Origin of the sequence: Arthrobacter sp. CAN_A212 (assembly GCF_015752345.1) — a bacterium.
Lineage (GTDB): Bacteria > Actinomycetota > Actinomycetes > Actinomycetales > Micrococcaceae > Arthrobacter_D.
In genome coordinates, this window is sequence record NZ_JADOUT010000009.1 from 97,366 (window position 1) to 120,344 (window position 22,979).

Genomic DNA, 22,979 nt, shown 5'->3' on the forward strand with positions numbered 1-22,979 from the left:
TGCCGTTCAGGCGGGACCGACGACGCCTCGGTGCTGTGGATTCTGCTCAATAATGGCGCCGGACGCCGGTTGATTCACTGCGATGACGGGTACAAGCTCAAACGGGCTGGCTAACCCGCAGCCCATGACCAGTCAGAAAGGCAGTTCCCGGAGGTAACCGGCAAAACCGCCCGGGGTGCGGCCCAGCATCCTCGCCGACGTAGTGGCTCTGATGCTGTCGACCGCGGCCCAGGTGATGCCGTGCGCCTTCAACCGGTCCGTAAGATCGGAGTCCTCATGGACTTTGAGCGCCGCGAATTCACCGACCGCCAGATACCCGTCAGCCCTGAAACCCAGATTGGCTCCGTGGACGTACGCGTGCCCGTCGTCGAGCGGATGGGCCTGATGCCAGGCCCGGGCCCGCTCGGAATCAAGCCCTACCGGATCGGGCTCGACCGTCCCCAGCACCAGCTGCACACCCTGCCCCGCGAGCCGGCATTGTTCGACCAGCCAGTCCTCGGGCACCACCGTGTCCGCGTCGGTGTTGGCCACCCAGACCTCCTCCATGGGCCGGGCCACCCGGGACAGGGCGGCGCCAATACCCGCCCTGCGAGCCAAACCGACCGAGGCAAAATCGACCTCCAGTGCCTGGGCCAACGGGTAGTCCGCAACCACCCCCGCCGACCCGTCAGTACATCCGTCCAGCACCACCGTGACAGTGAGGTCGATGGTCGGGAAGGTGGCGGCCAGCATTCGCGCAGCCGTTTCGATCGCGGTCAGACACTGTGGGAGGCTTTCCTCTTCATTCCGGGCGGGTACGACCACGACCAGCGCGCCGGGTAGCTGCAGCCCGCTCACAGCACCCCTGTGGACCGCGCCACCGACACTGCGGGTGGACGCACCAGGAGGTCAATGCGGAAGTCCTCCTCGCTCTGCTCGGCGAATACAGCCAGGGGTGAGGAAGCGCGGAAGAGCTCGTGCACCGTGTCACCGTCGAGTTCCCAGCCGTCCACCGGGTGACGCCAATGACAGAGCAGGACCACGCCGTCTGGCGCCAGGGAATCGACGACGCGGGTCACGACGTCGAGCAGCTGCGTCTGGGTCAGGAAATACCCCATTTCGGAGATCACGACGAGGTCGAACTGACCTGCCGGCCAGTCCTGTGGAACTGACGCCACCCGGGCTTCCGCCGTCGGGAAGTCGGCGAGTCGGCGATGAGTGGCGGCCACCGCGGTCGGGCTGATATCCAGGGCAAGCAGGGAATCGCTGCGCGCCGCGAGCTCGGCTGAGAGTACCCCGATCGAACAACCCAGTTCAAGGGTTGCAACGAAACGTTCCCGTGGGAGCAGGGCCAGGGCGACCGACCGCTTCCGGCGTTCGTAGAAGCGGTCCTGCAGACCCCACGGGTCATCTGAGCCGGTATGCAGGCGCTCGAAAACGCCCAATGAGGGCGTGGGGATGAATGTCTCGAAGCCGCGGCTGAAGTGCTCCAGGAAACCGGGGGCCAGCAGGGCTTCGTCGCCCGGCTGGTCGGAAAGCGGCGCCGTCTGGCTGGAGTGCATGAGGAGCGCGGACTGTTTGAGTGTCTGTTCGTCGCCGGCCAGGTCCAGCACAGCGAGCTGATCCCAGGGCACCTCCGGCGAGTCCGGGGTTGCCCAGTGCCAGAGCCACACCGGATATTCCAGCAGCGGCAGGTTCAGTTCGGCGGCGAGCAGGGCTGCGGCATGCCCGGCAGCTTCGTGGTCTCCATGCCCGTCTGAACGCCACGGTGCCACCAGCAGCGTGCGCTCCCCGGTTCGTCCGCCGGAGTCAATATTCTGGCGGAGCAGCTCCACCAGTTCGTCGGCTGCCAGCGAGCCGTCCGGGAGGCCGAGGAAACGTACCCGCGCGGATGGTGCGAGCATCTCGACGGCGTCCTCAAGTTCGCGGCGCCTCACACCGGCCAGCTGGACCGGGGTGTGTGTCGGTGAGTGCGGATGGGAGGCCTCCCCGTCGGTGGCGACCACGATGTCGGTGGCAACTCCGGCGTGCGCCAGGCGGCGCACGAGCCCTGCCGCGCCCAGCGTCTCGTCGTCCGGGTGCGCCGCGACGACGATCACTCGTTCGGGCAGGCGTCCGTCGAACAGCGACTCGACACTGAGCCGGGCATCGCTGCGCCAGTCCTGGCTCCAGCGGTGTTCTGGGGTGCCAGCGTCGTCATGCGTGAAGCTCACCACTGGGCTTCCCTCATTTCTTTGAGCCGATGCCCCAGGGACACGACATCCCGCTCGGCGTGATGCTGCCTCAGGTAGACCTGCAGGTCGGCGACCCGACGCGCATGCGCCTCCTCCAGGACCAGGGGTGCCGGCCCCAGAGCGTGGCCTACCGTCGTGAGGATCGACTCTGCAGTGTCAGCCACGATACTTCGCACCCGTGCGGCGAGGAGAGCGCCGGCGTCGCCGCCGGCCCTGCCCGCATCGATGTCAGCCGCGGCGGCGGCGAGCGTGACCCGTGCGGCGTGCAGCTGACGATCAACCTCGCCCAGGTGCATCAGGGCCAGCTGGTCCGGTGCCCGATCCCTGATCGAGTCCAGCAGGCGCCGCGACACCGCCACCGCGCCGCCATACCAACAGGCGGCGACTCCGAGACCTCCCCAGGCGAAACCGTCGCGCACCAGATACCAGGATTCCTCTCCTACCGGGGCGGCCAAAGCCTCGTCAAAATCGACTGGCCCACTGTCGACGGCACTCAGTCCTCTGCTCACCCAGGTACCGGGGACAGGGTTGACTCCCGGCTGGCCGAGGGCCACGGCGAAGGCACGCCGCCCACCGCCGGGCAGGTGGGCAGTAACAACCGCATGGTCGAGTCTGCCGGCAAGCGAGCACCAGGGTTTCCGTCCGGTCAGCAACCAGCCGCGGTCATCGTGCGGATGCGCCTCGAGCCGGGTTCCCGGCCCCTCGGCAGCGAACACCCCCCAGGTTCCTTCAGAGACCGGTCGGCCGGCCTGGTCCAGGATGGCCAGGGCATCGAGGTGAGGTTCAACCGTGCGGGCAACAGTCAGGTCGGCTGCGGCGAGGGTTGCCAGGGTTTCCCAGAGCCGAAGAGTCGACCCAGCCCCGGGCAAGGGGGCTGATTTTCCGAGCTCGGAGGCAAGAGCGAGGGCCTCGGTCACCGAACCCGCAGCAGCGGCTCCCAGATGGTAGAGCGCATCCTGGTCCTTTGACCCAGCGTCCAGGAGCACTGACAGCCTCGGTTCCGTCACATCATCCTCTTCCGTCGGCGGCACAATAATCAGCATACTTACTCCATCTGGTCTCTGCTCACCGTAGAAACCTGGCTACAGAGGGGATTCCTTGACGGGATGGGAAAATCGGAGTGGGCTTAGGTCCCAGACTCCGACGGCGGAAGGTACCCGATGACATCCCTGTGGCAGGCGACCCGCCCCCCGCTTCCGACCGATCCGTTCACCCCCGGCGCCAGATATGACTCGGTGGTGGTGGGCGCGGGCATCACCGGAATCTGTACCGCGCTCCTGCTGGCGCGCTCCGGGCAACGGGTCGCCGTCCTGGAGGCGCGTCGTGCCGGCGACGTCACTACCGGCAACACGACGGGGAAGGTCTCACTCCTGCAGGGGACGCAGCTCTCGAACATCATCCGTCACCATGGCGCCGAGACGGCCCGCCATTACGTCACCGGCAACCTTGAGGGCCAGGCCTGGTTGCTGCGCTTTTGCCGCGAGCACGGAATCCAGTTCGACACCGCCGATGCAGTGAACTATTCAGTCACAGCTGCCGGGGCCGCCGCCCTCTCCGCGGAGTTTGATGCCTGCTGCACTGCGGGGCTGTCACCGACGCTCGGCGACGAGTCCTCCCTGCCGTTTGCGGTGACCAGTTCGCTCCGCCTCGCGGGGCAGGCGCAATTTCATCCGTTGCAGGTGCTGGCTGGACTTGCCGCCGACCTGCGCTCCCACGGTGGCGTACTGATCGAAGGGGTCCGCGTTGAGGGGATCACCACCGGCAAGCTGAAAGGTGACGACATCCGGGTGAACACGGCCAGGGGGCCCGTGACGGCTGAACATCTGATCCTGGCCACCGGCACTCCGATTCTCGACCGGGGCGGTCATTTCTCGGTTCTCACCCCGCAGCGGTCCTATGCGGTGTCTTTCACCAGCGAGGAAGGGTCACCGTTGGAGCTGGACGGGATGTACCTGTCTGTCGACTCGCCCACCCGCTCCCTGCGCACGAGTGTGGTCAACGGCAGGAAGTACCTGATCACCGGCGGGAATGGCCACCGGGTGGGCCGCCAAACCCATACGCAGGGGCTCATCGATGACCTCGTCCGGTGGACCCAGCAACACTTCGGCACGGTACAGCCGGTCCATCACTGGTCCGCGCAGGATTACGAACCGGCCTCGGCTGTGCCCTACGTGGGCAGACTGCCCCTGAGCCGGCACAACATCTATACGGCCACCGGGTACAACAAGTGGGGTTTGACCAATGCGGTGGCCGCTGCCCTCGCCCTGTCGGCGGAGATCCTCGGCGGCCACATGCCCTGGGCCCGCAAGCTGTACGCCACCCGAATCGGCCCTCAGGACGCCCTCAGCACAGTCAAGTCCAATGCTGGCGCCGGGCTTGAGCTGATCAACGGGTGGTTGGGCTCCCTCGCGCGAACCTCGGCCGTCAATCCACCGGAGGGCCAGGGCGAGGTGGTTCGTACCGGTGCCCGCCCGGAGGGCGTCTGCGTGGTGGACGGCGTCACGCACCGGGTATCGGCCGTGTGCCCCCATCTGGGCGGAGTCCTTGGCTGGAACGACGCCGAACGGTCCTGGGACTGCCCCCTGCATGGATCACGTTTCACCGCCGATGGCACCCTCCTGGAAGGCCCCGCGACCAGGGACCTCACCAGGGGCGGATGAGGTCCCTACGAAAATTCGTTCACCTACTGTTCACCTGTATCGTAAATATCGTGCTGTCCCATCCCATGCGTCGCTTTCCCCTCCTCATCGCCGCCCTTCTTGGGCTGTCCCTCACGGCGTGCGGGTCCGACTACCCGTTGGGCCCCGAGCAGGAAGCTGCAGCGTTGCGCGCCAACTCCGATCTTCGGGGCACAATCACCGGAGCCGGTTCGTCGGCTCAAGGCCCCGCGATGGACGGTTGGATCTCCGGGTTCGGGACCCTGCATTCACAGGTGCAGCTGCAGTACTCGCCCGATGGCTCGGGCGCGGGCCGTGGTGCGTTGCTGGCGGATGCTGTGCAGTTCGCCGGGTCGGATGCCTACCTCAGCGACGAGGAGCTGGAGGAGTCCAGGGAGGTCTGCGGGCCGGACGGAGCGTTCAACATCCCCACCTATGTGGCCCCCATCAGCATCGCTTTCAACCTTCCCGGTATCACCGAACTCGACCTGGATGCCCAGACTATCGCCGGCATCTTCCTGGGCGAGATCACCTCTTGGGATGACCCGGCGATCGCCGATCAGAATCCCGACGTCAACCTGCCGGACCTGCGGATCACACCCGTCAGCCGGTCCGACGATTCAGGAACCACCGAGAACTTCACCGACTACCTGCACGCAGTGGTGCCCGATCTCTGGACCAGCGAGGCGGACGGCACCTGGCCCAGCGCGCTGGGGAACGAGAACTCCAAGGGCAACGCAGGGGTTGTCAGCACGGTGTCCGGCACCGAGGGCGCGGTGACCTACGCCGACGATTCGGCAGTTGGACCCCCGCTCGGCCGTGCCAACCTGCTGGTGGGCGATGAGTACGTCACGGTCAGCACCGAGGCGACTGCGGCGGCCCTCGACATCGCAACGCCCGTGGACGGGCGGGCTGAGAACGACATTGCCTTGAATCTGGACCGCACCACCACCGAGCCCGGGGTTTACCCGCTGATTCTCGTGTCCTATCACATCTACTGTTCGTCCTACCCTGACGAGACCACGGTTGAACTCATCAAGGAGTTCGGCACCTATGTGGTGAGCCCCGAGGGCCAGGCCGCTGCAGCGGAATCCGCCCAGAACGCGCCCATCTCAGCCCGACTCTCTGAACGGGCCACCGACGCGATCCAGGGCATCAGCCTGCGGGACCCATCCTAGGCTCTGCCCCGCAGGCATAACTGAAAAAAATCGGCCGGGCCCACCCGTGGGGGAGGCTCCGGCCGATTCGGTGACAGCTGGCGAGCTTCTCACTCGCCGACGGGCTAGCTCGGCGCGACAGTTGCGCGCGGGCCGCCCGACTCAGGATCATCCAGTGAGGGGTCGCTGAGGTCCGGGGACCCGGCCGCCGCGCTGGTGCCCGCCGTGGTGCCTGACGGCGGCGCATCAATGTCGCCACGCCAGGCTCCTGTTTCAGCGTTGTTGCTTTCAATGAACTCCTTGAAGCGCTGGAGATCAGACTTCACCTGCCGGTTGTCGGCGTTGACTGCCGAGCCTACCTTTTCGGTGAACGTCTCCGGGTGCCAATCCAGCTGGACGGCAACACGGGAGATGGTGTCGTCGATCCGGTGGAAGGTGACCACGCCTGCGTGGGATTTTCCATCGACACTCTTCCAGGCGATGCGTTCATCGGGGTGCTGCTCGGTGATCTCGGTGTCGAACTCGCGCTCCACACCCCCGATCTTGGTGACCCAATGGCTGCGGGTCTCGGACGTCTGGGTGATTGATTCCACCCCGCCCATGAACTGGGGGAACGTTTCAAACTGTGTCCACTGGTTGTAGGCAGTGCTCACTGGCACTGCCACATCGATGGATTCCTGGACTGTCGTCATATTGGTTCCTCCTGTAAGTTCCACAACTGGTGAACTACTAAGTAAACTGAGTGTACTTAGTGCCGCTGGATTTCAACAACAACCGAGGTCTAGGGTGAAGATTGATCCACTCCCCGCATCCGGCGCTTTCCTAGCTGCCGGAGCGGGCGGGTTCTACCTACAGGAGGATACCCATGAAGGCGTCAAAGACACTGACCGACAACATGCAGGCCGTGCTGGTCGAGCTCATCGAGCTCCATCTCCAGGGCAAGCAGGCGCACTGGAATGTCGTCGGCAAGAACTTTCGCGATATGCACCTGCAACTGGATGAGATCATCGACGACGCCCGCCTCTTCGCTGACCAGATCGCCGAACGGATGCGCGCACTGCATGCCGTACCCGATGGCCGCAGCGCGTCCGTCGCGAAGGGCACCACCCTCAATCAGTTCCCTGCCGGTCTGGTGTCGACCGCCGACACCGTAACGATGGTGGTCGCCATGCTGGAGGGCGCGGTGAGCACCATGCGGGGCGTGCATGACCAGATCGACGAGGAGGATCCCACTACCGCAGACATCCTGCACGGCTTCATCGAGAAGCTTGAACAGTATGCGTGGATGGTGGATGCCGAGAACATGGAACCCACCGCCACCGTGACCAAGCCCGCGAAAGCCTAGTCACGGCCAGCCCGCCCAACCCGTCAACATCCGGGGAAGGCGGGCTTTTCCTTGGCCAGAAACGCCCGGGTGCCTTCCTGCATGTCCGCAGTCCTGAAGGATTCCCTGAAGGATTCGGCCTCGATCTCCAAACCACGCGAGGTGGAGTGACCCTCGACCCGTCGCATCGTCGACTTCACTGCAGCAACCGCTGTCGGCGACTGTCCGGCAATCATCAGGAGGGTTCTTCGGGCGCCAGTCAGCAGGGCCTCCTGGCTGTCGAAGAGGGCATTGACCAGGCCCAGCCGGTGCGCCTCGTCCGCCGTGATCCGTTGACCCGTGTAGAGCAACTCGCGGGCGCGGGCCAGCCCCATCCGCTGCTGCATCCTGACGGAGCCCCCGAATCCTGGCACCAGGCCCAGGCTCACTTCCGGTTGACCAAAAGCCGCCCGGGTGGCCGCGTAGATGAAGTCGCAGGCCATCGCCAGCTCGCAGCCCCCGCCCAACGCAAATCCGTTCACGGCTGCAATCACCGGCACGGGCAGCGACTCCAGCTTCAGTGTCAGAGCCTGCATTCTGGTGCTGTACGCCCAGGCCTGGTCGGGGCTCATCCCGGTCATTTCGCGGATATCGGCACCCGCCGCGAAGGCCTTCTCCCCCGCTCCCGTAATAATCATCGCGCGGCAGGGCCAGGCGCCATCGGTAATCGCTGCACCAACGGTATCGAGGACATGATCCAGCTCGTCGATCACCTGTGACGAGAGCGCATTGAGTGCGGCAGGCCGGTTGAGGGTGACGGTGACTATGGTGTCCTGTTCAACAACCAGGAGGCTTGAATATTCCTTAAACTGCATATTTAAACTTCCCTGTCGTGGTGCGGTCGGTCCGGTGACTTTGCGAGCGGTGGTTCTGTCTTGTGGTTCTGACGCTAGGTGAGCAGCTCGGGGGGAAGGATGAGGAGCAGCCCGATGGCCGAGCCGTTGAAGACGACATGGGTGACAATCGCCGGGCCCAGCCGTCCGGTCCAGACCGTCAGGATGCCGCAAATGACCCCAACGGTGAACGTGCCCACCAGGAGGTAGACCGAGGACCTCAGGTCACCGACAGCGCCCGTGTGCAAGAGTCCAAAGGCGAGTGAACTCACCAGGATCGCCACCACTGTCGCGGTCGTTAGCGACCGCCGCTCGGTGGCTGCCGACACCTTGCCCCGCGCCGATCCTCTCACCCACCAACCGTTCTGCACCGCGCGGAGGACCAGACCCCGGTTGAATAGTTCTTCAAGGAATGGTGCGATCAGCGCGCCTCCCAGGACAGCGTTCACGAAGATCCAGCCGGTGTCCCCGGTCAGAAAGAGCCCTGCGTTACCTTGCAGTACTTCACCCTCACCCAGCGGCCACAGCAGCGTGATCAGCACTTGCACCAGTGCCAGGACCAGGCGGGCGGCTATCCCGACGCCCAACCCGATGACCAGGTCGATCGACTTGAACCGGAGGCCGAAATCCTGGGCCAATGAGCCGAATCCCCACACACGCGAGGCCAGCAGACTGGCTCCCAGCAGGACAAGCCAGGTGAAGCAGAGGGAAACGAAGACCAGTTCCGGTCCGAACGGAAGCACCGCAGACAGGGCAAGGGTGGCCCCGAGCGGCAGTGCCAGGACGAGAACCAGACCGGCTCCCGCCTGCCACAATCCCCACCCTGGTTTGAGCAACCCCGTCGGACCAAGCTGGGCCGGATTGGCGAAGCGTCGGTCAACCGGTCCCGACGGGTTCCTTGGCGACCTGACGTCGGCCGGCGGGACAGCTGTCCCGGTGGTGGGTTTACTCCGCATATCCAGCACACTACCTGTCGGCGCGGCTGTGGGACGCCCTGATAGTTGAACGAACCGGGGTTCAGCTATTGACGTAGCGGGCCGTGAGGTTTTAGGTGAAGGAACACTGCCGCGCGCCGGGGAAGGAGGACCATGAACCTCTTCGGTCTGCCTCCCGGGTTCGTGTTCGGCACTGCCACCGCCGCCGCCCAGATCGAGGGCGGCGCCCATCTGGGCGGGCGGGGTGACAGTATCTGGGATGCCTATGCCAGCAGCCACCGGAACATTCTTGACGGGTCCAGCCCAGCCGTGGCGTGCGACCACTTTCACCGGTATGCGGAAGACTTTGACCTGCTTCAGGAACTCGGCGGACAGGCATACCGGATGTCCATTGCCTGGCCCCGCATTCAACCCACCGGGCATGGGCCCGCAAACCCCGAGGGAGTTGCCTTTTACCACCGGCTGCTGGATTCATTGTTGGAGCGGGGCATCCAACCGTGGGTCACCATTTATCACTGGGATCTGCCGCTGGCACTCCAGGACGCAGGCGGCTGGCAGAACCGTGACGCCGTCGAGGCCTTCGCCGACTACACGCGGATTCTTCGGGACGAGTATGGCGGCAAGGTTGCGGCGTGGATGACCATCAACGAACCCGTGGTTCACACGGGTGTGGGTCACGCGATCGGTCACGCAGCACCAGGGCTGATGTTGCTGGGTAGTGCCTTCCTGGTCGCCCATCACCTGCTTCTGGCGCACGGGACTGCGGTGCGGGTCCTCCGCGAGACACTTTCCACTCCCGTAGGCATCGTGAACAACCATTCCCCGGTGGAACCCGCCACCGACTCCGAGCGGGACTCACGCCTGGCGGTGCTCTACGACCACTATCACAACGGTCAGTTCGCGAGCCCGGTGCTGACAGGCGCCTACCCGCCCGAGCTGCAGACGGTGGCGGGTATTTCCTTCGAGGTGATCCAGCCAGGCGACATGGAGATCATTTCCGCGCCACTGGATTTCTATGGTGTCAACTATTACTTCCCCACCAGGGTGGGCGCTGCTCCTCCCTTTTATCCGGTCCCCTTCGTGCCGAAACCGTACGACGGCGTCCCGGTCACTGACTTCGGTTGGCCCGTTCTCCCTGCGGGTCTGCCCGCCATCCTGCAGCAGCTACAAGCCTCCTACCCACAGCTGCCGCCGATCTACATCACTGAGAACGGCTGCGCCTACAACGATGGACCGCACGGCGGAACGGGGAACGCGAAGAAGGCGGTGCGGGACACCCGCCGGATTGAGTTCCTGGAGCAGCACCTCGCAGCCATCGGGGACGCGATCACGGCCGGTGTCGACGTCAGGGGCTACTTTCACTGGACCCTGCTGGACAACTGGGAGTGGCAGGAGGGGTACACCAAAAGGTTCGGCCTGGTGCGCCTGGAACCGTCGACGTTGGAGCGGGTTCCGCGGGCGTCGTTCTACCGCTACGCGGAGATTATCCGAACGGTGCGGGGCGGGGATTAGCTGCTGCGGCAACCGTCAGCGGAAGGCCACCCGGGTTGGCCATGGGCATCTCGGGCAGTGGCGAGCAGCCCACGGAACTCCGTCTCTTCCACAGGCCGTCCCAGATAGTAGCCCTGCAGGCGATCACAGCCGCGGTGACCCAGTAACTGACGGAACCGGCTGGCTAGCGGCGACCACGCCCACCGGCACCGGGCTTCCGTCCGCGCGGGTTCTGCTGCTTGCCCCCGGCCGGCGTCTTTCTGGACCCCCCGCTCTTCGGCGAAAGCGATTGTGCCCGACCCGACGCCTGCTTCTTGCTGGCCGTTTTCTGCGCCTTTTTTTCCTTCTTCGCCGGCTCTTTCGCCGAGGGCTGCCGCGAGCTACGCTCGGTTCGCCCCCGGACAATCCCGATGAACTCCTCGATATCCTCAGTGGTGTTCTCGGCAAGCCAGGCCACAGCGATAGTGGTGGCCGGTACGTCCAGGACTGGCCGGTAGACAGCATCCCTGCGGGCATAGAGCCGGGCAATCGACATTGGCACAATCACCACACCGGCGCCGGTTGCTGCCAGTTCGATGGCAGCCTTTGCTCCACCGTGAGCGAGGACGTCGAGGATGTTTTCAGCGGCCAGTTCAGCGAAGGGAACCTCGTCGAACAGTGAAAGCTCGTGGTCCTTGCCCGCCACCACCACCGGTTGCTCCTCATAGAGCGGAATAACGCTGAGCCCCTCGCGCTCCACTGGGAGGCGGACAAAGCCGAGGGCGACCGAGCCATCCCGCAACGCAGACTGCTGGTTGGCGGCGTCATACTCGAGGGTTTCCAGTGGCTTGCCAGGGTGCCTGTCACGCCACCGGCTGACCCATTTGCCGGGGGTCACACCGGGAACGAAACCGACGGTGAGGACGCTGGGCTGGGGCTCGGACATCTGATCACACTAGCTCACCCGTGGGATTAGTAGCTGGCGGGGGAATCGTCGTCAGGCACGGGGACAAACTGCGCTGCGAGGGCTTCCGAACCCCGGGCCAGCACTGCGACGTCGGCTCCGACCAGGATGAAACTGGCACCCCTGTCCAGATAGTGGCGCGCGGTGTCGTGGTTAAAGGCGTTCACTCCCGCCGGCTTGCCGGCTTTCGACGCCGCCGTAAGGCACCGTTCGACGGCGGCGCGCACCAGAGGGTGTTCCTGTTGACCGAGCACCCCGAGTGACGCGGCCAGGTCGGAGGGCCCCACGAAGATGGCATCCACGCCGTCCACTCCAAGAATGGCTTCCACAGCGTCCACGGCCGCGCTGGATTCAATCTGCACCGTCACGCTGATGGTTTCCCCAGCACCGGCCAGATAACCGGGGACCCTGTTCCAGCGGGAGGCCCGGGCGAGTGCTGATCCGACGCCTCGCACCCCAGCGGGCGGGTAGCGGGTGGCCGCCACGGCAGCTTCGGCGTCGGCCACCGAGTGGACCATCGGAATCAGGAGGTTCTGCACGCCGAGATCCAGGTACTGCTTGATCAACGCTGTGTCGTTCACCGGCGGTCGAACCACCGCGTGGACCGGGTAGCCGTGGACGGCCTGGAGTTGGGCGAGGATGGATTCGAGACCATTCGGGCTGTGTTCAGCATCGATGAGGAGCCAGTCCAGGCCGGCACCGGCGCAGAGTTCAGCAATGAGGGGGCTCCCCGAGCACACCCACATGCCTGCCAATGGCCGGTCGGTCGCCGTGAGGCCGGCACGGAAAGTGGCTGCTAGTGGAAGTGGCATGTCACTGCTCCCAGTGGTCCGTAGTCGGCGTGGATGGTGTCGCCCCTGCTGACCCACAGAGGCCGGGTAAAGGACCCCGCAAGGATGATGTCCCCCGCTTTCATGCTGTCGCCGTGAGCGGCGATCTTGTTGGCCAGCCAGTGGACGCCAGCCGCGGGATGGTCGAGCACTCCGGCAGCAACCCCGGTCTCCTCGACCGTCTGGTTCTTGTACAGGATGGCCGCGACCCAGCGGAGGTCGACGGCGTCGGGCTTCACCGGGCGGCCACCGACCACCATGGCGCCCATTGCCGCATTGTCGGAAATAGTGTCCACGATGGTTCTGCCCTCCATCTCGATCCGGGAGTCCAGGATTTCGAGGGCGGGGACCACGTAGTCGGTGGCGTTGAGGACGTCGAAAATGGTGCAGCCCGGACCGGACAGGTCCTGCTTCAGCACGAACGCGAGCTCCACCTCGACCCGCGGATGGGTGTACCGGCCCCAGTCCACCGAGCAGCCGGTGTCCAGCACCATGTCATCGAAGATGGCGCCGTAGTCAGGTTCGGTGATACCGGTGGCCGCCTGCATGGCCTTGGAAGTGAGACCGATTTTGCGTCCCACGAGGGTCCGCCCGGCGTCCTCGTTGCGCTGGCGCCACAATCGTTGGACGGCGTAGGCGTCGTCGACGGTCATGTCGGGATACCGGCTGGTAAGACGGGATACCGGGGTGCGGCTGCGCCCGGCCTCCACCAGCTCGTCGGCGATGGCTTCTATTGTTTTGGCATCCAGCATGGCTACAGCTGCGCTCCCAGTTTGAAACCCCGCTGCTGCCCATCCGCACCATCGGCGTCCTTGCGGGTGTAGGAGAACCCGTCCGCACCGACCGTGACAGTCATTTCGCTCTTTTCCTCGCGGACGACAACGGGCTGGGGGTTGCCGTCGAGGTCCAGGACCAGGGATGCCTCGCTGTACCAGGAGGGGACCACCGCGTTGCCCCACCAGTCGCGGCGCTGGTTGTCGTGGACATCCCAGGTGACTGTCGGGTTGTCCGGATCGCCCGTGTAGTAGTCCTGCGTGTAGATCTCGATGCGGTGCCCGTCCGGGTCGAGGATATAGAGGTAGAAGGCGTTGGATACCCCGTGACGACCGGGACCCCGTTCAATCCGGTCCGAGATGCGTAGGGCCCCCATCTTGTCGCAGATCTGGATGATGTTGTGCTTTTCGTGGGTGGCGAACGCGACGTGGTGCATTCTTGGTCCGTTACCGCCCGTGAGCGCGGTGTCGTGAACTGTCTGTTTGCGGTGCATCCAGACGGCGTAGCTCACGCCGTCGGAATCCTGGATGTCCTCCGAGACCCGGAAGCCGAGGTCCTCAAGGTATTTGCGCCCGCGAGGCACATCAGGGGTGACCTGGTTGAAGTGGTCCAGGCGCACCAGTTCACCCGCGGAGTACAGGTCGTAACGCTGGGTGAGTCGTTCCACGTGTTCAACGTCGTAGAAGAACTCATAGGGGAAGCCCAACGGGTCTTCAACCCGGACCGAATCGCCGACTCCCTGGGTGAAACCTTCCCGCCGGCGTTCAACCCGGCACCCGAGTTCCGTGTAGTACGCCTCAGCGGCGTCCACCTCGGCCGGGGATTTGACCCGGTAGGCGAAGGCGGCGACGGCGGCTACGGGCCCCTGGCGCAGCACCAGGTTGTGGTGAATGAACTCCTCCAGCGAGCGCAGGTAGATGGTGGTGTCGTCTTCCTCAGTGACGTGAAGGCCGAGGACGTCGACGTAGAACTCCCGGGAGCGCGCCAGATCGGTGACAACAATTTCCATGTAGGCACACCTGACAATGTCGGGGGCCGGGACAGTGGGGGTGGGAACGAAGTTGGTCATGATGAACTCTCTTCTTTGAGCAGTGTTTTTGGCCGCGGGCAGGGAATTATCGTTCGGTTGCTGTCGGTGCGGCGATGCCGCCGAATTTTGGGGTGTGGACGGCCCCGAGACTGATGTGGACCGCCTGCTGGTCGGTGTAGAAGTCGATTGAGCGGTAGCCTCCCTCGTGGCCCAGGCCAGAGGCCTTCACTCCGCCGAAGGGGGTGCGGAGGTCGCGGACGTTGTGGCTGTTGAGCCACACCATTCCCGCCTGCATGTTCTGGGAAAAGGTGTGCGCACGGGTGAGGTTCTGCGTCCAGATATAGGCGGCAAGCCCGTACTTGGTGTTGTTCGCCAGCGCAAGGGCTTCGTCGTCGTCCTCGAAGGGGGTGATCGAAACGACCGGGCCGAAGATTTCCTCCTGGAAGATCCGGGCGTCGGGAGCGACGTCGGCGAACACCGTCGGAGCGATGTAGTTGCCTTCCGGCAGATGCTCCGGACGCCCGCCGCCCGCCAGTAACCGGCCCTCAGACTTCCCTATTTCCACATAGGAGGCTACTTTCCGGTAGTGCTCGGGGTGGACCAGCGCTCCCACCTCGGTTTTCGGGTCATGCGGGTCTCCGACGACGATCGCCTTCGCGCGGGCTGCGTACCTGTCACAGAAGTCGTCATAGATGGCCCGTTCCACCAAAATGCGCGACCCGGCAGTGCAACGTTCACCGTTGAGGGAGAAGACGCCGAAGAGGGCCGAGTCGATAGCGGCGTCAAGATCGGCGTCGGCGAACACCACACAGGGTGATTTTCCCCCCAGTTCCATTGAGAGGCCCTTGAGGTGGGCGGCAGCGTTACGGAAAATCGTCTGACCGGTGGTGGTCTCGCCGGTGAAGGAGATCAACGGCACGTCGGCGTGTTTGACCAGCGCATCCCCCGCCTCCTCGCCCAGACCGTTGACCAGGTTGAAGACCCCATCGGGAAGTCCAGCGTCCTTGAAGATCTGTGCCCACAGGGAGGCGGAGAGCGGGGTGAACTCGGCGGGTTTGAGCACCACCGTGTTGCCCGTGGCAAGGGCCGGGGCCAGTTTCCAGGACTCCAGCATGAAAGGGGTGTTCCACGGCGTGATCAGCCCGGCAACACCAATGGGTTTCCGGTTCACATAGTTTATTTGAGAGCCGGGTACCTTCATGGCGTCGTCGAACTGGGCGACGATGAGGTCGGCGAAGAACCGGAAGTTCTCAGCAGCACGCAGGGCCTGGCCCTTTGCCTGCGTAATGGGGAGGCCGGTGTCGAAACTCTCAAGATCTGCCAGTCGCACCTCCTGCGCTTCGACGGCGTCGGCAATCCGGTTGAGGATCCTGGCGCGCTCACGGGGTTTCATCAGCGGCCACGGACCATTGACGAACGCCTCTCGGGCTGCGGCGACGGCGAGGTCAATGTCTTCCTGTTGACCTGCTGCCGCAGTGGCGTAATTGGTGTTGGACACTGGGTCCAGCACGTCGAAGGTCCCGCCGCCGACAGAATCAACGAACTGCCCGTTGATGTAGTGCTGGAGATGGTTCGGCAGGTTCTCTGGGACGTAGTGGGTAGCGTCGGGGACAGTGGAGGTCATGGTTTTCCTGACTACTGGCGGGCTTATGCGGTGGGGTGGGTTGCCTGCGCGAGGTAGGCATCGAGGGTGGCTGAGCGGTGGCGGCGGGCAAAACGTTCGATGGCGTCGGCGTCGGCGGATGATTCGATCAGCTGGAGCAGGGCGGCGTGTTCCTGGACTGACTCTCCGGCACGTCCGGGAACAAACCGGAAGGTTGAGGACCGCAGCGTTGCCAACCGGTTCCACCCCCGGTGCACCAGATCGAGGATGTGCGGATTCGGGCAGCGCTCAAACAGGATGCCGTGAAACTCCTGGTTGAGCACGGTGAAGCGGACAGGATCGAAGTTCTCCAGGCACTGGCGCATTTCCTCATTGACGGCGCGGGCGCGGGCAATCCCCACCGCATCGATCAGTGGTGCGGACAGTGCCGTGGCCGCGCCTTCGATGATGCTCAGGGTTTGCATCGTGTAGAGGTACTCGGTCGGATCGATTCCCGCGACGGTGGCGCCGACGTTGCGCTCAAACGACACCAACCCTTCGGCTTCGAGGCGCCGGATGGCCTCACGTACGGGAACCACACTGAAACCCAGATCCCCGGCGATCTTGGCGAGCACCAGCCGGTACCCAGGGGTGAACGTGCCCCGGACGATCTGCGCCTTGATCGCCGAGTAGGCCTGCTCGGACTTGCTAGCCGGCGCGATCTGATCGTCAATCCGCATTCTGTGCTCCTGCGCTTTCGACGGCGTCAGTCACCTGGGGTTCCTGCGGCAACCCACTGCACATACTTTGCCTTCCAGCCGGCGTTCATCGGGTAGAGCCCGTCCACACCGTTTCCCTGTTTCACCATGTCGAGGATGAAGGTCTCCTCCTGCTCCTGCAGGATGCAGTCCTCCACCAGTTCCTCTGCCAGCGACGGGGGGATCACCAGGATGCCGTCCGCGTCGGCGACGATGATGTCGCCGGGCTGCACAGTTGTCCCTCCGCACGCGATGGTGATGTCGGTGTCCCACGGCACGTGTCTCCGGCCCAGGACCGCTGGGTGGGGGTTGGCGAAGTAGGTGGGCATTTCGAGGTCGGCGACGGCCGAGTAGTCCCGGACACCGCCGTCGGTAATGATGGCCGCTGCCCCGCGCACCTGCGCGCGCATCGCGAGGATGTCGCCGACCGTCCCCGTGCCTTTCTCTCCGCGTGCCTCCATCACGAGGATTTCGCCCTCATTCACCGAGTCGATGGCCCGCTTCTGTGCATTGAAGCCGCCGCCGTGGGTGGTGAAGAGATCTTCCCGGTTGGGCACGAAGCGCAGGGTGCGGGCGAGGCCGACCACGCGCCGGTCGGGTCTGGTGGCCTGCAGTCCGTCGATGCTGACGTTGTTCAAACCCCGTTTACGCAGCTGGGAGGAAAGTGTCGCCGTGGCAACGCTTTCCAGTTTCTTCCGCAGGTCCGGCGACAGTGCCCCGGCGAGCGGTGCCAGCCCCGCCGCGTCACGCGACCCGTAGGCTTCCTCGCGTTGTGTGTCATCGGTTGTGGGCCCAGCGCCGAAGTCCGCCAGCGGCGTCGATCCCTCCACCACCTGGGTCCTCAGGCGTCCACTGCTATAGCTTCCCGCGGTGACCTCGACGTCAACCAGGTCGTCAGGTTGGGCCACCGAAGCGCCTGCGGGCGTCCCGGTGAGGATCATGTCGCCCTCCTCAAGGGTGAGGAGCTGGGACAGGTCGGCAATCAGCCGGGCAAACGGGAAGAAGAGGTCGGCCGTGGTGTCGTCCTGGACCAGGTGGTCGTTGTGCCAGGTGCGGATCCGCAGCGACGCGGGGTCGACGGCGTCGGCCGGGATCAGGTGCGGGCCCACTGGAGTGAACCCGTCGCCCCCTTTCGACCGGACATTTGATCCTTTGTCGGCGTAGCGAAGGTCGTAGACACCGAGGTCGTTGCTGGCGGTGACCCAGGCGACGTGGCTCCAGGCGTCGTCGGGGGCAACGCGGCGCGCCCTGGTGCCGATGATGAGCACTATCTCGCCCTCGAACCCGAGCAGTTCACAACCCATGGGTCGTTCAACCACTCCTGGGGTCTGTACTGATCCGAGCGCGAGCGACGTTGACGGCTTGAGGAAATAGGAGGGCTGCAGGGGGATACGTCCACGCTGGGCAGCCCGGCTGGGGTAATTGAGATGGACGGCAATGACCTTGCGGGTGCTGGCAAGCAGCTCGGCGGTCACTGGTGGGGTTTGGGAGTCGGTTCTCATGCAGCGTTCTCCTTCTCGTCCGGGCAGGCAGGTCTATGAAATCGTATACGATATCCTAGCGTGTGTGACGTGCGGCACGTCAACCGCTCCGGCCTTGCTGAAGTTATTGTGACCTGCGTTATATTCGTCGTACAGTGTGAGCGTCATTCGATTATTGGATCGGTCGTTCAAATAGAGAACATCGATCCTTCGATTCACCAGTAAAGTCCGGCAAGTTACACCACAAAGATGTGAGTAAGGACAGCCAGTGCACTTCCATCATCACGGCTACGTATCAGGAGACCCTCGGATCCAGGCTGCGGCCGGGACGGGCATCAACCGACCCGAGGAACTGCCCGACCAGGTGGACGTCCTGATCGTTGGCACCGGACCGGCTGGCATGCTCGCCGCCGCCCAACTCTCCCAGTTCCCGGGCATCACCACCCGGATCGTCGAACGGCGGCCGGGCAGGCTCGCCATTGGTCAGGCGGACGGTATCCAGGCACGCAGTGTTGAGACATTCCAGGCTTTTGGGTTCGCCGAACGGATCACGGCCGAGGCATACCGGATCACCGAGATGGCGTTTTGGAAGCCTGACCCTGCGGATCCGACCCGCATTATCAGGACCGCCCGGCCACTGGACGACCCAGCCGGCGTCAGCGAATTCCCTCACCTGATTGTCAACCAGGCTCGCGTCCTAGACTATTTCGCGGAGTTCATGGCCAACTCCCCCACCCGCATGAAACCCGACTATGGCCTGGAGTTCACTGCCCTCACCGTCTCCCCTGACGCCGATTACCCGGTTGCCGTCACCCTGACCCACAGCGACGGCCCGCTCTCGGGGACCGAACGGACGGTCCGGGCCAAGTATGTGGTCGGTGCCGACGGTGCCCGCAGCAAGGTCCGCGCCGCCATCGGCTGTACCCTCACCGGAGACGCTGCGAACCATGCGTGGGGAGTGATGGATGTGCTGGCGGTAACTGACTTCCCCGACATCCGGCTGAAGTGCGCCATCCAGTCCGGTTCGGGTGGGAGCATCCTCCTCATTCCACGGGAGGGCGGTCACCTGTTCCGCATGTACGTTGACCTGGGCGACGTCGATGCCCAGACAAAGGGCGAGATCCGCAGCACTACCGTGGAAGAGATCATCGAAAAAGCCAACACCATCCTCCACCCCTACACCCTGGACGTCCGCAACATCGCCTGGCACAGCGTGTACGAGGTGGGGCACCGCCTCACGGACCGGTTCGACGATGTTCTCCCGGAAGAGATCGGTACCCGTACCCCCCGCGTCTTCATCACTGGGGACGCCTGCCACACCCACAGCGCCAAAGCTGGCCAGGGTATGAACGTTTCAATGCAGGATGGGTTCAACATTGCGTGGAAACTCGGCCATGTCCTGGAAGGGCGCAGTTCCGAGAGTCTGCTGTCCACCTATTCCGCCGAACGTCAGGTCGTCGCGAAAAATCTGATCGACTTCGACAAGCAATGGTCCTCACTGATGGCCAAAAAACCCGAGGAGTTTGAGGACCCGACTGAGCTCGAGAGCTTTTACACCTCCACCATGGAGTTTCCCGCTGGCTTCATGACCGAATACACTCCCTCCCTCATCGTGGGCGCACCAAAATACCAGGAACTCGCGGCCGGATTTCCCATCGGCAAGCGGTTCAAGTCCGCGCTGGTGGTCCGTGTCTGCGATACCAACCCGCTACATCTGGGCCATCAGGCGACCGCTGACGGACGCTGGAGGATCTACGTTTTTGCCGACCAGCCCCTGCCGGGAACACCGTCGAAGGTGGCCACCTTTGCTGACTGGCTCGGCACCTCACCCGAATCCCCTCTCGCCGCAACCCCCGCGGGAGGGGACCACGACGCGTGGTTCGATGTCCGGGTTATCTACCAGCAGGACCATCAGAGCATCGACATCAATGCCGTCCCTGCGGTTTTCAAACCCACAGTTGGCCCCTTCCAGCTGGACTACCTTGAGAAGGTCTTCGGCAGTGACCCCGCCGCGGACATCTTCGAGCTGCGCGGGGTGGAGCGCGATGGCGCCGTCGTCGTCGTCCGTCCAGACCAGTATGTGGCACAGGTGCTCCCACTGACCGCTCACGCCGAGCTGGCCGCGTTCTTCGCCAGAATGCAGGCAGGGAGCAGCTCGGAAGCAGCTGGGGGAGCTAGGGTTAAGGGATGACCCCCGCTAAAAGCACCCAGACCATGAAGCCCGCCACCGCGGCGAAGAAACTGGGAATCTACCTGCCAGCCGCACCCCAGGAGTTCCAGGACAGCGATGTCACCCGTGCGGAGTTCAACGAGCTGCAGCAAAACCCGCCCGAATGGCTCGCTGAGCTTCGCCGCAACGGCCCCCACCCCCGCCCGGTGGTAGCCCAGAAGCTCGGCATTTCCATTAGCGGACTGGCGCGAGGTGGGGTCACCGAGCCGCTCTCGACGGCTGACATCACCACCCTGCTGCAGGAACCACCCAAGTGGTTGGTCGCCGAACGTTCCACGCATGCGGCGGTCCGTAAACAGGATCTGATTGCCAAGAAGCTGGACGCGGAGACCTCCAAGAATTAAGTGGTTGGCGCCACCCCGTGTCGACATTTCACGGAAATGAAGCATACTTACCATTATGCTGCTTGCTCAACCGTTGAACATTGCCGTCATGGCCCACCTGCACCACCCCATCGCCAGCCCCTTCCCCGGTGGGCTGGAAATGCATACCGCCCTGCTGGCTGAGGAATTGTCGGCGCGCGGTCACATGGTCACACTGTTCGCCAAGGGCGGCAGCCGTACATCAGCTCGGCTGATACCCATGCTGGACGCAGGCTTCACCTTCACCCGACACCCCGAGGGGGCGGCCAGGGAAGCCCAGACCCGTCTCCTGGATGAGGCCCAGCGCACAACTCTGGAGCTGATCAACGAAGGCAACTTCGACGTCGTCATCAATAATTCGCTGAGCGCACTGCCTCATCTCACGCCACCAGCCCAACCGATGATCACCATTTTGCATACCCCACCACTGCCACGCGTGACCGCGGCACTTGATGCGCAGATCCACAACCGGCAGGCGGGGCATCGGGTTGTCAGCGTCTCAGCTGCCAACGCCCGGCAGTGGCGGCACCACCTCCGTGACATCGATGTGGTCCACAATGGAATCCGCCTTGCGGAATGGAGGGTGGGCCCGGGAGTTGACCGCCACCCTGACATTGCCGTCTGGGCGGGTCGGATTACGCCCGAGAAGGGTCTGCACGTTGCCATCGAGGCAGCTGCCCTTGCCGGGATGCGCATCCAGTTCGCCGGACCCATCAGTGATCAGGACTACTTCAACCGGACCATTGCGCCACTGTTGAGTGAATCGGTCGAGCATGTTGGCCATTTGAACCATACCAAGCTTGCCGCGTTCCTGGGCTCCGGAACAGTGTTTATCGCCTCCCCACTATGGGCCGAACCCTTTGGCCTGACCACCGTCGAAGCCATGGCCTGCGGCACCCCCGTTGCCGCCCTGCCCTGCGGCGCGATGGACGAGATTATTGACGCGCGGGGCGGCGTGGTCGCAGCAGGGTTCTCGGCGGCCGACCTCGCCCGCGCCGTAGAGCAGTCCCGCACCCTCAACACCAGCCAGGTGCGTGCTTCTGCCGAGCGGTTCTCGGTGGAGGCGATGATCACCAGGTATGAGCAGCACCTTGGTGAACTGGTAGGCCATGGCGTTCTTGCCAACACCGACATGATGGCGTCCTAGGCCGTGAGGAGGGAGTGAATTCCCCTGCAATGCCCTCTCCAGTACCCGCCGTGATGCCCCGGCTCCGCGTCGCCTACTACGCCCACCACCACGGGTCAGGACACCTCCGGCACGCCCTGAATATTGCCCGGCTGCAAGCAGTCGATCTTCTGGTCACCGGGTCCACCGAGCCTGATGGGCTGAACGCGATCCCCCAGACGACATTCGCGCACCTCACTTCCGATACCGGGCCCGACGGCGCCCCCTACACGGTCTCAGGGGAACAGTTTCTGCATTACACGCCCACCAACCCCGCTATCCGACAACGGTTCGTGGAGCTGCAGGCGGCGTGGCAGGATTTCGACCCCCAGGTGGTGATCATCGATGTCTCCGCGGAGGCGGCAATCTTCGCCCGGCTCAGCGGTTACCCAGTCCTCTACCGGCGCATGCCGGGCGACCGCTGGGATCCGGCCCACGAAGCGGCTTATGTCGCTGCCACCGGCCTCTTTGCCTATTACCCACGCCAGCTCGAGGATCCTGCCTTCCTGGAAAAGTTTGGGCACCGGACCCAGTATCTGGGAATGCTCGAACCTAACGGAGAATCCGTAGCTGCGACGAGCCACCGGGCCGGGAAGGTGATCACTGTACAAACCAGCCTTGGAGGCAGCGGCGTCGGTGCCACTGAGCTTGCCGACGCTGCGCGATCATGCCCCGACTGGCAGTGGAATGTGGTGGGTCTGAGCACCGGATCCGCTGATCTGCCAGCGAATGTGCGGCTGCTGGGGGTTCTGGCCGACCCACGGGCAGAGCTTGCCCGGGCGGACATCATCATTACCTCCGCCGGCTACCACGCTGTCGCTGCGGCTGCTGCTGCAGGGCGACCAACCATCCTGGTACCGGAGGAGCGCCCCTTCGCCGAGCAGACAGCCTTCGCGCGGGCGCTGAAAGCCGCCGCAGCCATTCCGATGGCTGAATCCTGGTCCGGCGCAGCCTGGCCTGAGCTTCTCCGGCAGGCGGCGGCATCGGATCCGGGAGCCCTGAAAAGGGTACTTTTTGTCAGCCGGGACAGCTTCAGGGACTCGTTTCTGGAACTGGTTTCCCAGGCTGCTACGGCCAGCTCCTAGGGCGTGTCTCCTAATTCTTTGAGCCAAATAGTGATGGCTCGGAGTACGACTCCTCCGCGGTAGGTGAGGGCGAGTTTGTCGTACCGGGTG

At 64.2% G+C, this 22,979-nt stretch carries 21 protein-coding genes; 8 read left to right on the forward strand and 13 right to left on the reverse strand.

Annotated features, from left to right (window positions below; translation table 11 throughout):
• Window positions 1-132 precede the first annotated feature (132 nt).
• Genes IWX64_RS08990 through IWX64_RS09000 form a run of 3 tightly spaced genes read right to left on the reverse strand, consistent with a single transcriptional unit; the run spans window position 133 to window position 3,256 of the window.
• Window positions 133-837, reverse strand: coding sequence for a glycosyltransferase (locus IWX64_RS08990; RefSeq protein ID WP_196866792.1), 705 nt, complete (start codon window positions 835-837; stop codon window positions 133-135).
• Window positions 834-2,192 (reverse strand): PIG-L family deacetylase, encoded by a 1,359-nt coding sequence (locus tag IWX64_RS08995; protein WP_196866793.1) that lies wholly within the window; start codon window positions 2,190-2,192, stop codon window positions 834-836. The genes IWX64_RS08990 and IWX64_RS08995 overlap by 4 nt, the downstream gene beginning before the upstream one ends.
• Window positions 2,189-3,256, reverse strand: coding sequence for an acyl-CoA dehydrogenase (locus tag IWX64_RS09000; RefSeq protein ID WP_196866794.1), 1,068 nt, complete (start codon window positions 3,254-3,256; stop codon window positions 2,189-2,191). Before IWX64_RS09000 ends, IWX64_RS08995 begins: the two co-directional genes overlap by 4 nt.
• A 117-nt stretch (window positions 3,257-3,373) precedes the next feature.
• Here IWX64_RS09000 and IWX64_RS09005 point away from each other — a divergent pair, with 117 nt between their 5' ends.
• Window positions 3,374-4,873 carry an FAD-dependent oxidoreductase gene (locus tag IWX64_RS09005; protein ID WP_196866795.1) on the forward strand — a complete coding sequence of 500 codons (1,500 nt, stop codon included), beginning with the start codon at window positions 3,374-3,376 and terminating at the stop codon, window positions 4,871-4,873.
• Between the two features lie 50 nt (window positions 4,874-4,923).
• On the forward strand, window positions 4,924-6,048 hold the full coding sequence (gene pstS / locus IWX64_RS09010; protein ID WP_442859045.1) for a phosphate ABC transporter substrate-binding protein PstS: 1,125 nt from the start codon (window positions 4,924-4,926) through the stop codon (window positions 6,046-6,048).
• Between the two features lie 104 nt (window positions 6,049-6,152).
• Here the strand turns inward: pstS and IWX64_RS09015 are convergent, their stop codons facing one another.
• Window positions 6,153-6,719 (reverse strand): SRPBCC family protein, encoded by a 567-nt coding sequence (locus IWX64_RS09015; RefSeq protein WP_196866796.1) that lies wholly within the window; start codon window positions 6,717-6,719, stop codon window positions 6,153-6,155.
• 173 nt (window positions 6,720-6,892) lie between these two features.
• Here IWX64_RS09015 and IWX64_RS09020 point away from each other — a divergent pair, with 173 nt between their 5' ends.
• Window positions 6,893-7,372 (forward strand): Dps family protein, encoded by a 480-nt coding sequence (locus IWX64_RS09020; RefSeq protein WP_196866797.1) that lies wholly within the window; start codon window positions 6,893-6,895, stop codon window positions 7,370-7,372.
• Between the two features lie 23 nt (window positions 7,373-7,395).
• On the opposite strand, the gene IWX64_RS09025 is transcribed toward IWX64_RS09020, so the two are convergent.
• Both IWX64_RS09025 and IWX64_RS09030 read right to left on the reverse strand, forming a co-directional pair.
• A complete protein-coding gene (locus tag IWX64_RS09025) occupies window positions 7,396-8,205 on the reverse strand; it encodes an enoyl-CoA hydratase/isomerase family protein (protein WP_196866798.1) in 810 nt (269 codons plus the stop codon).
• 74 nt (window positions 8,206-8,279) lie between these two features.
• Window positions 8,280-9,179 carry a CPBP family intramembrane glutamic endopeptidase gene (locus IWX64_RS09030; RefSeq protein ID WP_196866799.1) on the reverse strand — a complete coding sequence of 300 codons (900 nt, stop codon included), beginning with the start codon at window positions 9,177-9,179 and terminating at the stop codon, window positions 8,280-8,282.
• A 132-nt stretch (window positions 9,180-9,311) separates the two neighbouring features.
• Between IWX64_RS09030 and IWX64_RS09035 the strand changes: the two genes are divergently transcribed.
• Entirely contained in the window at window positions 9,312-10,670 is a 1,359-nt protein-coding gene (locus tag IWX64_RS09035) for a GH1 family beta-glucosidase (RefSeq protein ID WP_196866800.1), read from the forward strand.
• A gap of 163 nt (window positions 10,671-10,833) precedes the next feature.
• Here IWX64_RS09035 and IWX64_RS09040 read toward each other — a convergent pair whose 3' ends face one another.
• Genes IWX64_RS09040 through IWX64_RS09070 form a run of 7 tightly spaced genes read right to left on the reverse strand, consistent with a single transcriptional unit; the run spans window position 10,834 to window position 18,068 of the window.
• Window positions 10,834-11,574 (reverse strand): LysR family substrate-binding domain-containing protein, encoded by a 741-nt coding sequence (locus IWX64_RS09040; RefSeq protein ID WP_196866801.1) that lies wholly within the window; start codon window positions 11,572-11,574, stop codon window positions 10,834-10,836.
• A gap of 26 nt (window positions 11,575-11,600) precedes the next feature.
• Entirely contained in the window at window positions 11,601-12,404 is an 804-nt protein-coding gene (locus tag IWX64_RS09045) for an HpcH/HpaI aldolase family protein (protein ID WP_196866802.1), read from the reverse strand.
• The gene (gene hpaH / locus IWX64_RS09050) at window positions 12,389-13,174 is read right to left on the reverse strand and encodes a 2-oxo-hept-4-ene-1,7-dioate hydratase (protein WP_196866803.1); all 786 of its coding nucleotides are present in this window, start codon (window positions 13,172-13,174) and stop codon (window positions 12,389-12,391) included. Before hpaH ends, IWX64_RS09045 begins: the two co-directional genes overlap by 16 nt.
• A 2-nt stretch (window positions 13,175-13,176) precedes the next feature.
• Window positions 13,177-14,265, reverse strand: coding sequence for a 3,4-dihydroxyphenylacetate 2,3-dioxygenase (gene hpaD, locus IWX64_RS09055; protein WP_196866804.1), 1,089 nt, complete (start codon window positions 14,263-14,265; stop codon window positions 13,177-13,179).
• 46 nt (window positions 14,266-14,311) lie between these two features.
• Window positions 14,312-15,850 (reverse strand): 5-carboxymethyl-2-hydroxymuconate semialdehyde dehydrogenase, encoded by a 1,539-nt coding sequence (hpaE, locus tag IWX64_RS09060; protein WP_196866805.1) that lies wholly within the window; start codon window positions 15,848-15,850, stop codon window positions 14,312-14,314.
• A 23-nt stretch (window positions 15,851-15,873) separates the two neighbouring features.
• Window positions 15,874-16,548 carry a GntR family transcriptional regulator gene (locus tag IWX64_RS09065; RefSeq protein ID WP_196866806.1) on the reverse strand — a complete coding sequence of 225 codons (675 nt, stop codon included), beginning with the start codon at window positions 16,546-16,548 and terminating at the stop codon, window positions 15,874-15,876.
• Window positions 16,549-16,574: 26 nt separating this feature from the next.
• On the reverse strand, window positions 16,575-18,068 hold the full coding sequence (locus tag IWX64_RS09070; RefSeq protein WP_196866807.1) for a fumarylacetoacetate hydrolase family protein: 1,494 nt from the start codon (window positions 18,066-18,068) through the stop codon (window positions 16,575-16,577).
• A gap of 247 nt (window positions 18,069-18,315) precedes the next feature.
• On the opposite strand from IWX64_RS09070, the gene IWX64_RS09075 reads away from it, so the two are divergent.
• From IWX64_RS09075 to IWX64_RS09090, 4 genes are read left to right on the forward strand one after another with little or no spacing between them, the layout of a single operon-like run.
• Window positions 18,316-20,238 carry an FAD-binding monooxygenase gene (locus IWX64_RS09075; protein ID WP_196866808.1) on the forward strand — a complete coding sequence of 641 codons (1,923 nt, stop codon included), beginning with the start codon at window positions 18,316-18,318 and terminating at the stop codon, window positions 20,236-20,238.
• A gap of 23 nt (window positions 20,239-20,261) precedes the next feature.
• Entirely contained in the window at window positions 20,262-20,621 is a 360-nt protein-coding gene (locus IWX64_RS09080; protein WP_395939883.1) for a DUF5997 family protein, read from the forward strand.
• 55 nt (window positions 20,622-20,676) lie between these two features.
• Window positions 20,677-21,786, forward strand: coding sequence for a glycosyltransferase (locus IWX64_RS09085; protein WP_196866810.1), 1,110 nt, complete (start codon window positions 20,677-20,679; stop codon window positions 21,784-21,786).
• Between the two features lie 29 nt (window positions 21,787-21,815).
• Window positions 21,816-22,889, forward strand: a complete 1,074-nt coding sequence (locus IWX64_RS09090) for a glycosyltransferase (protein ID WP_196866811.1) — start codon at window positions 21,816-21,818, stop codon at window positions 22,887-22,889.
• Window positions 22,890-22,979 lie beyond the last annotated feature (90 nt).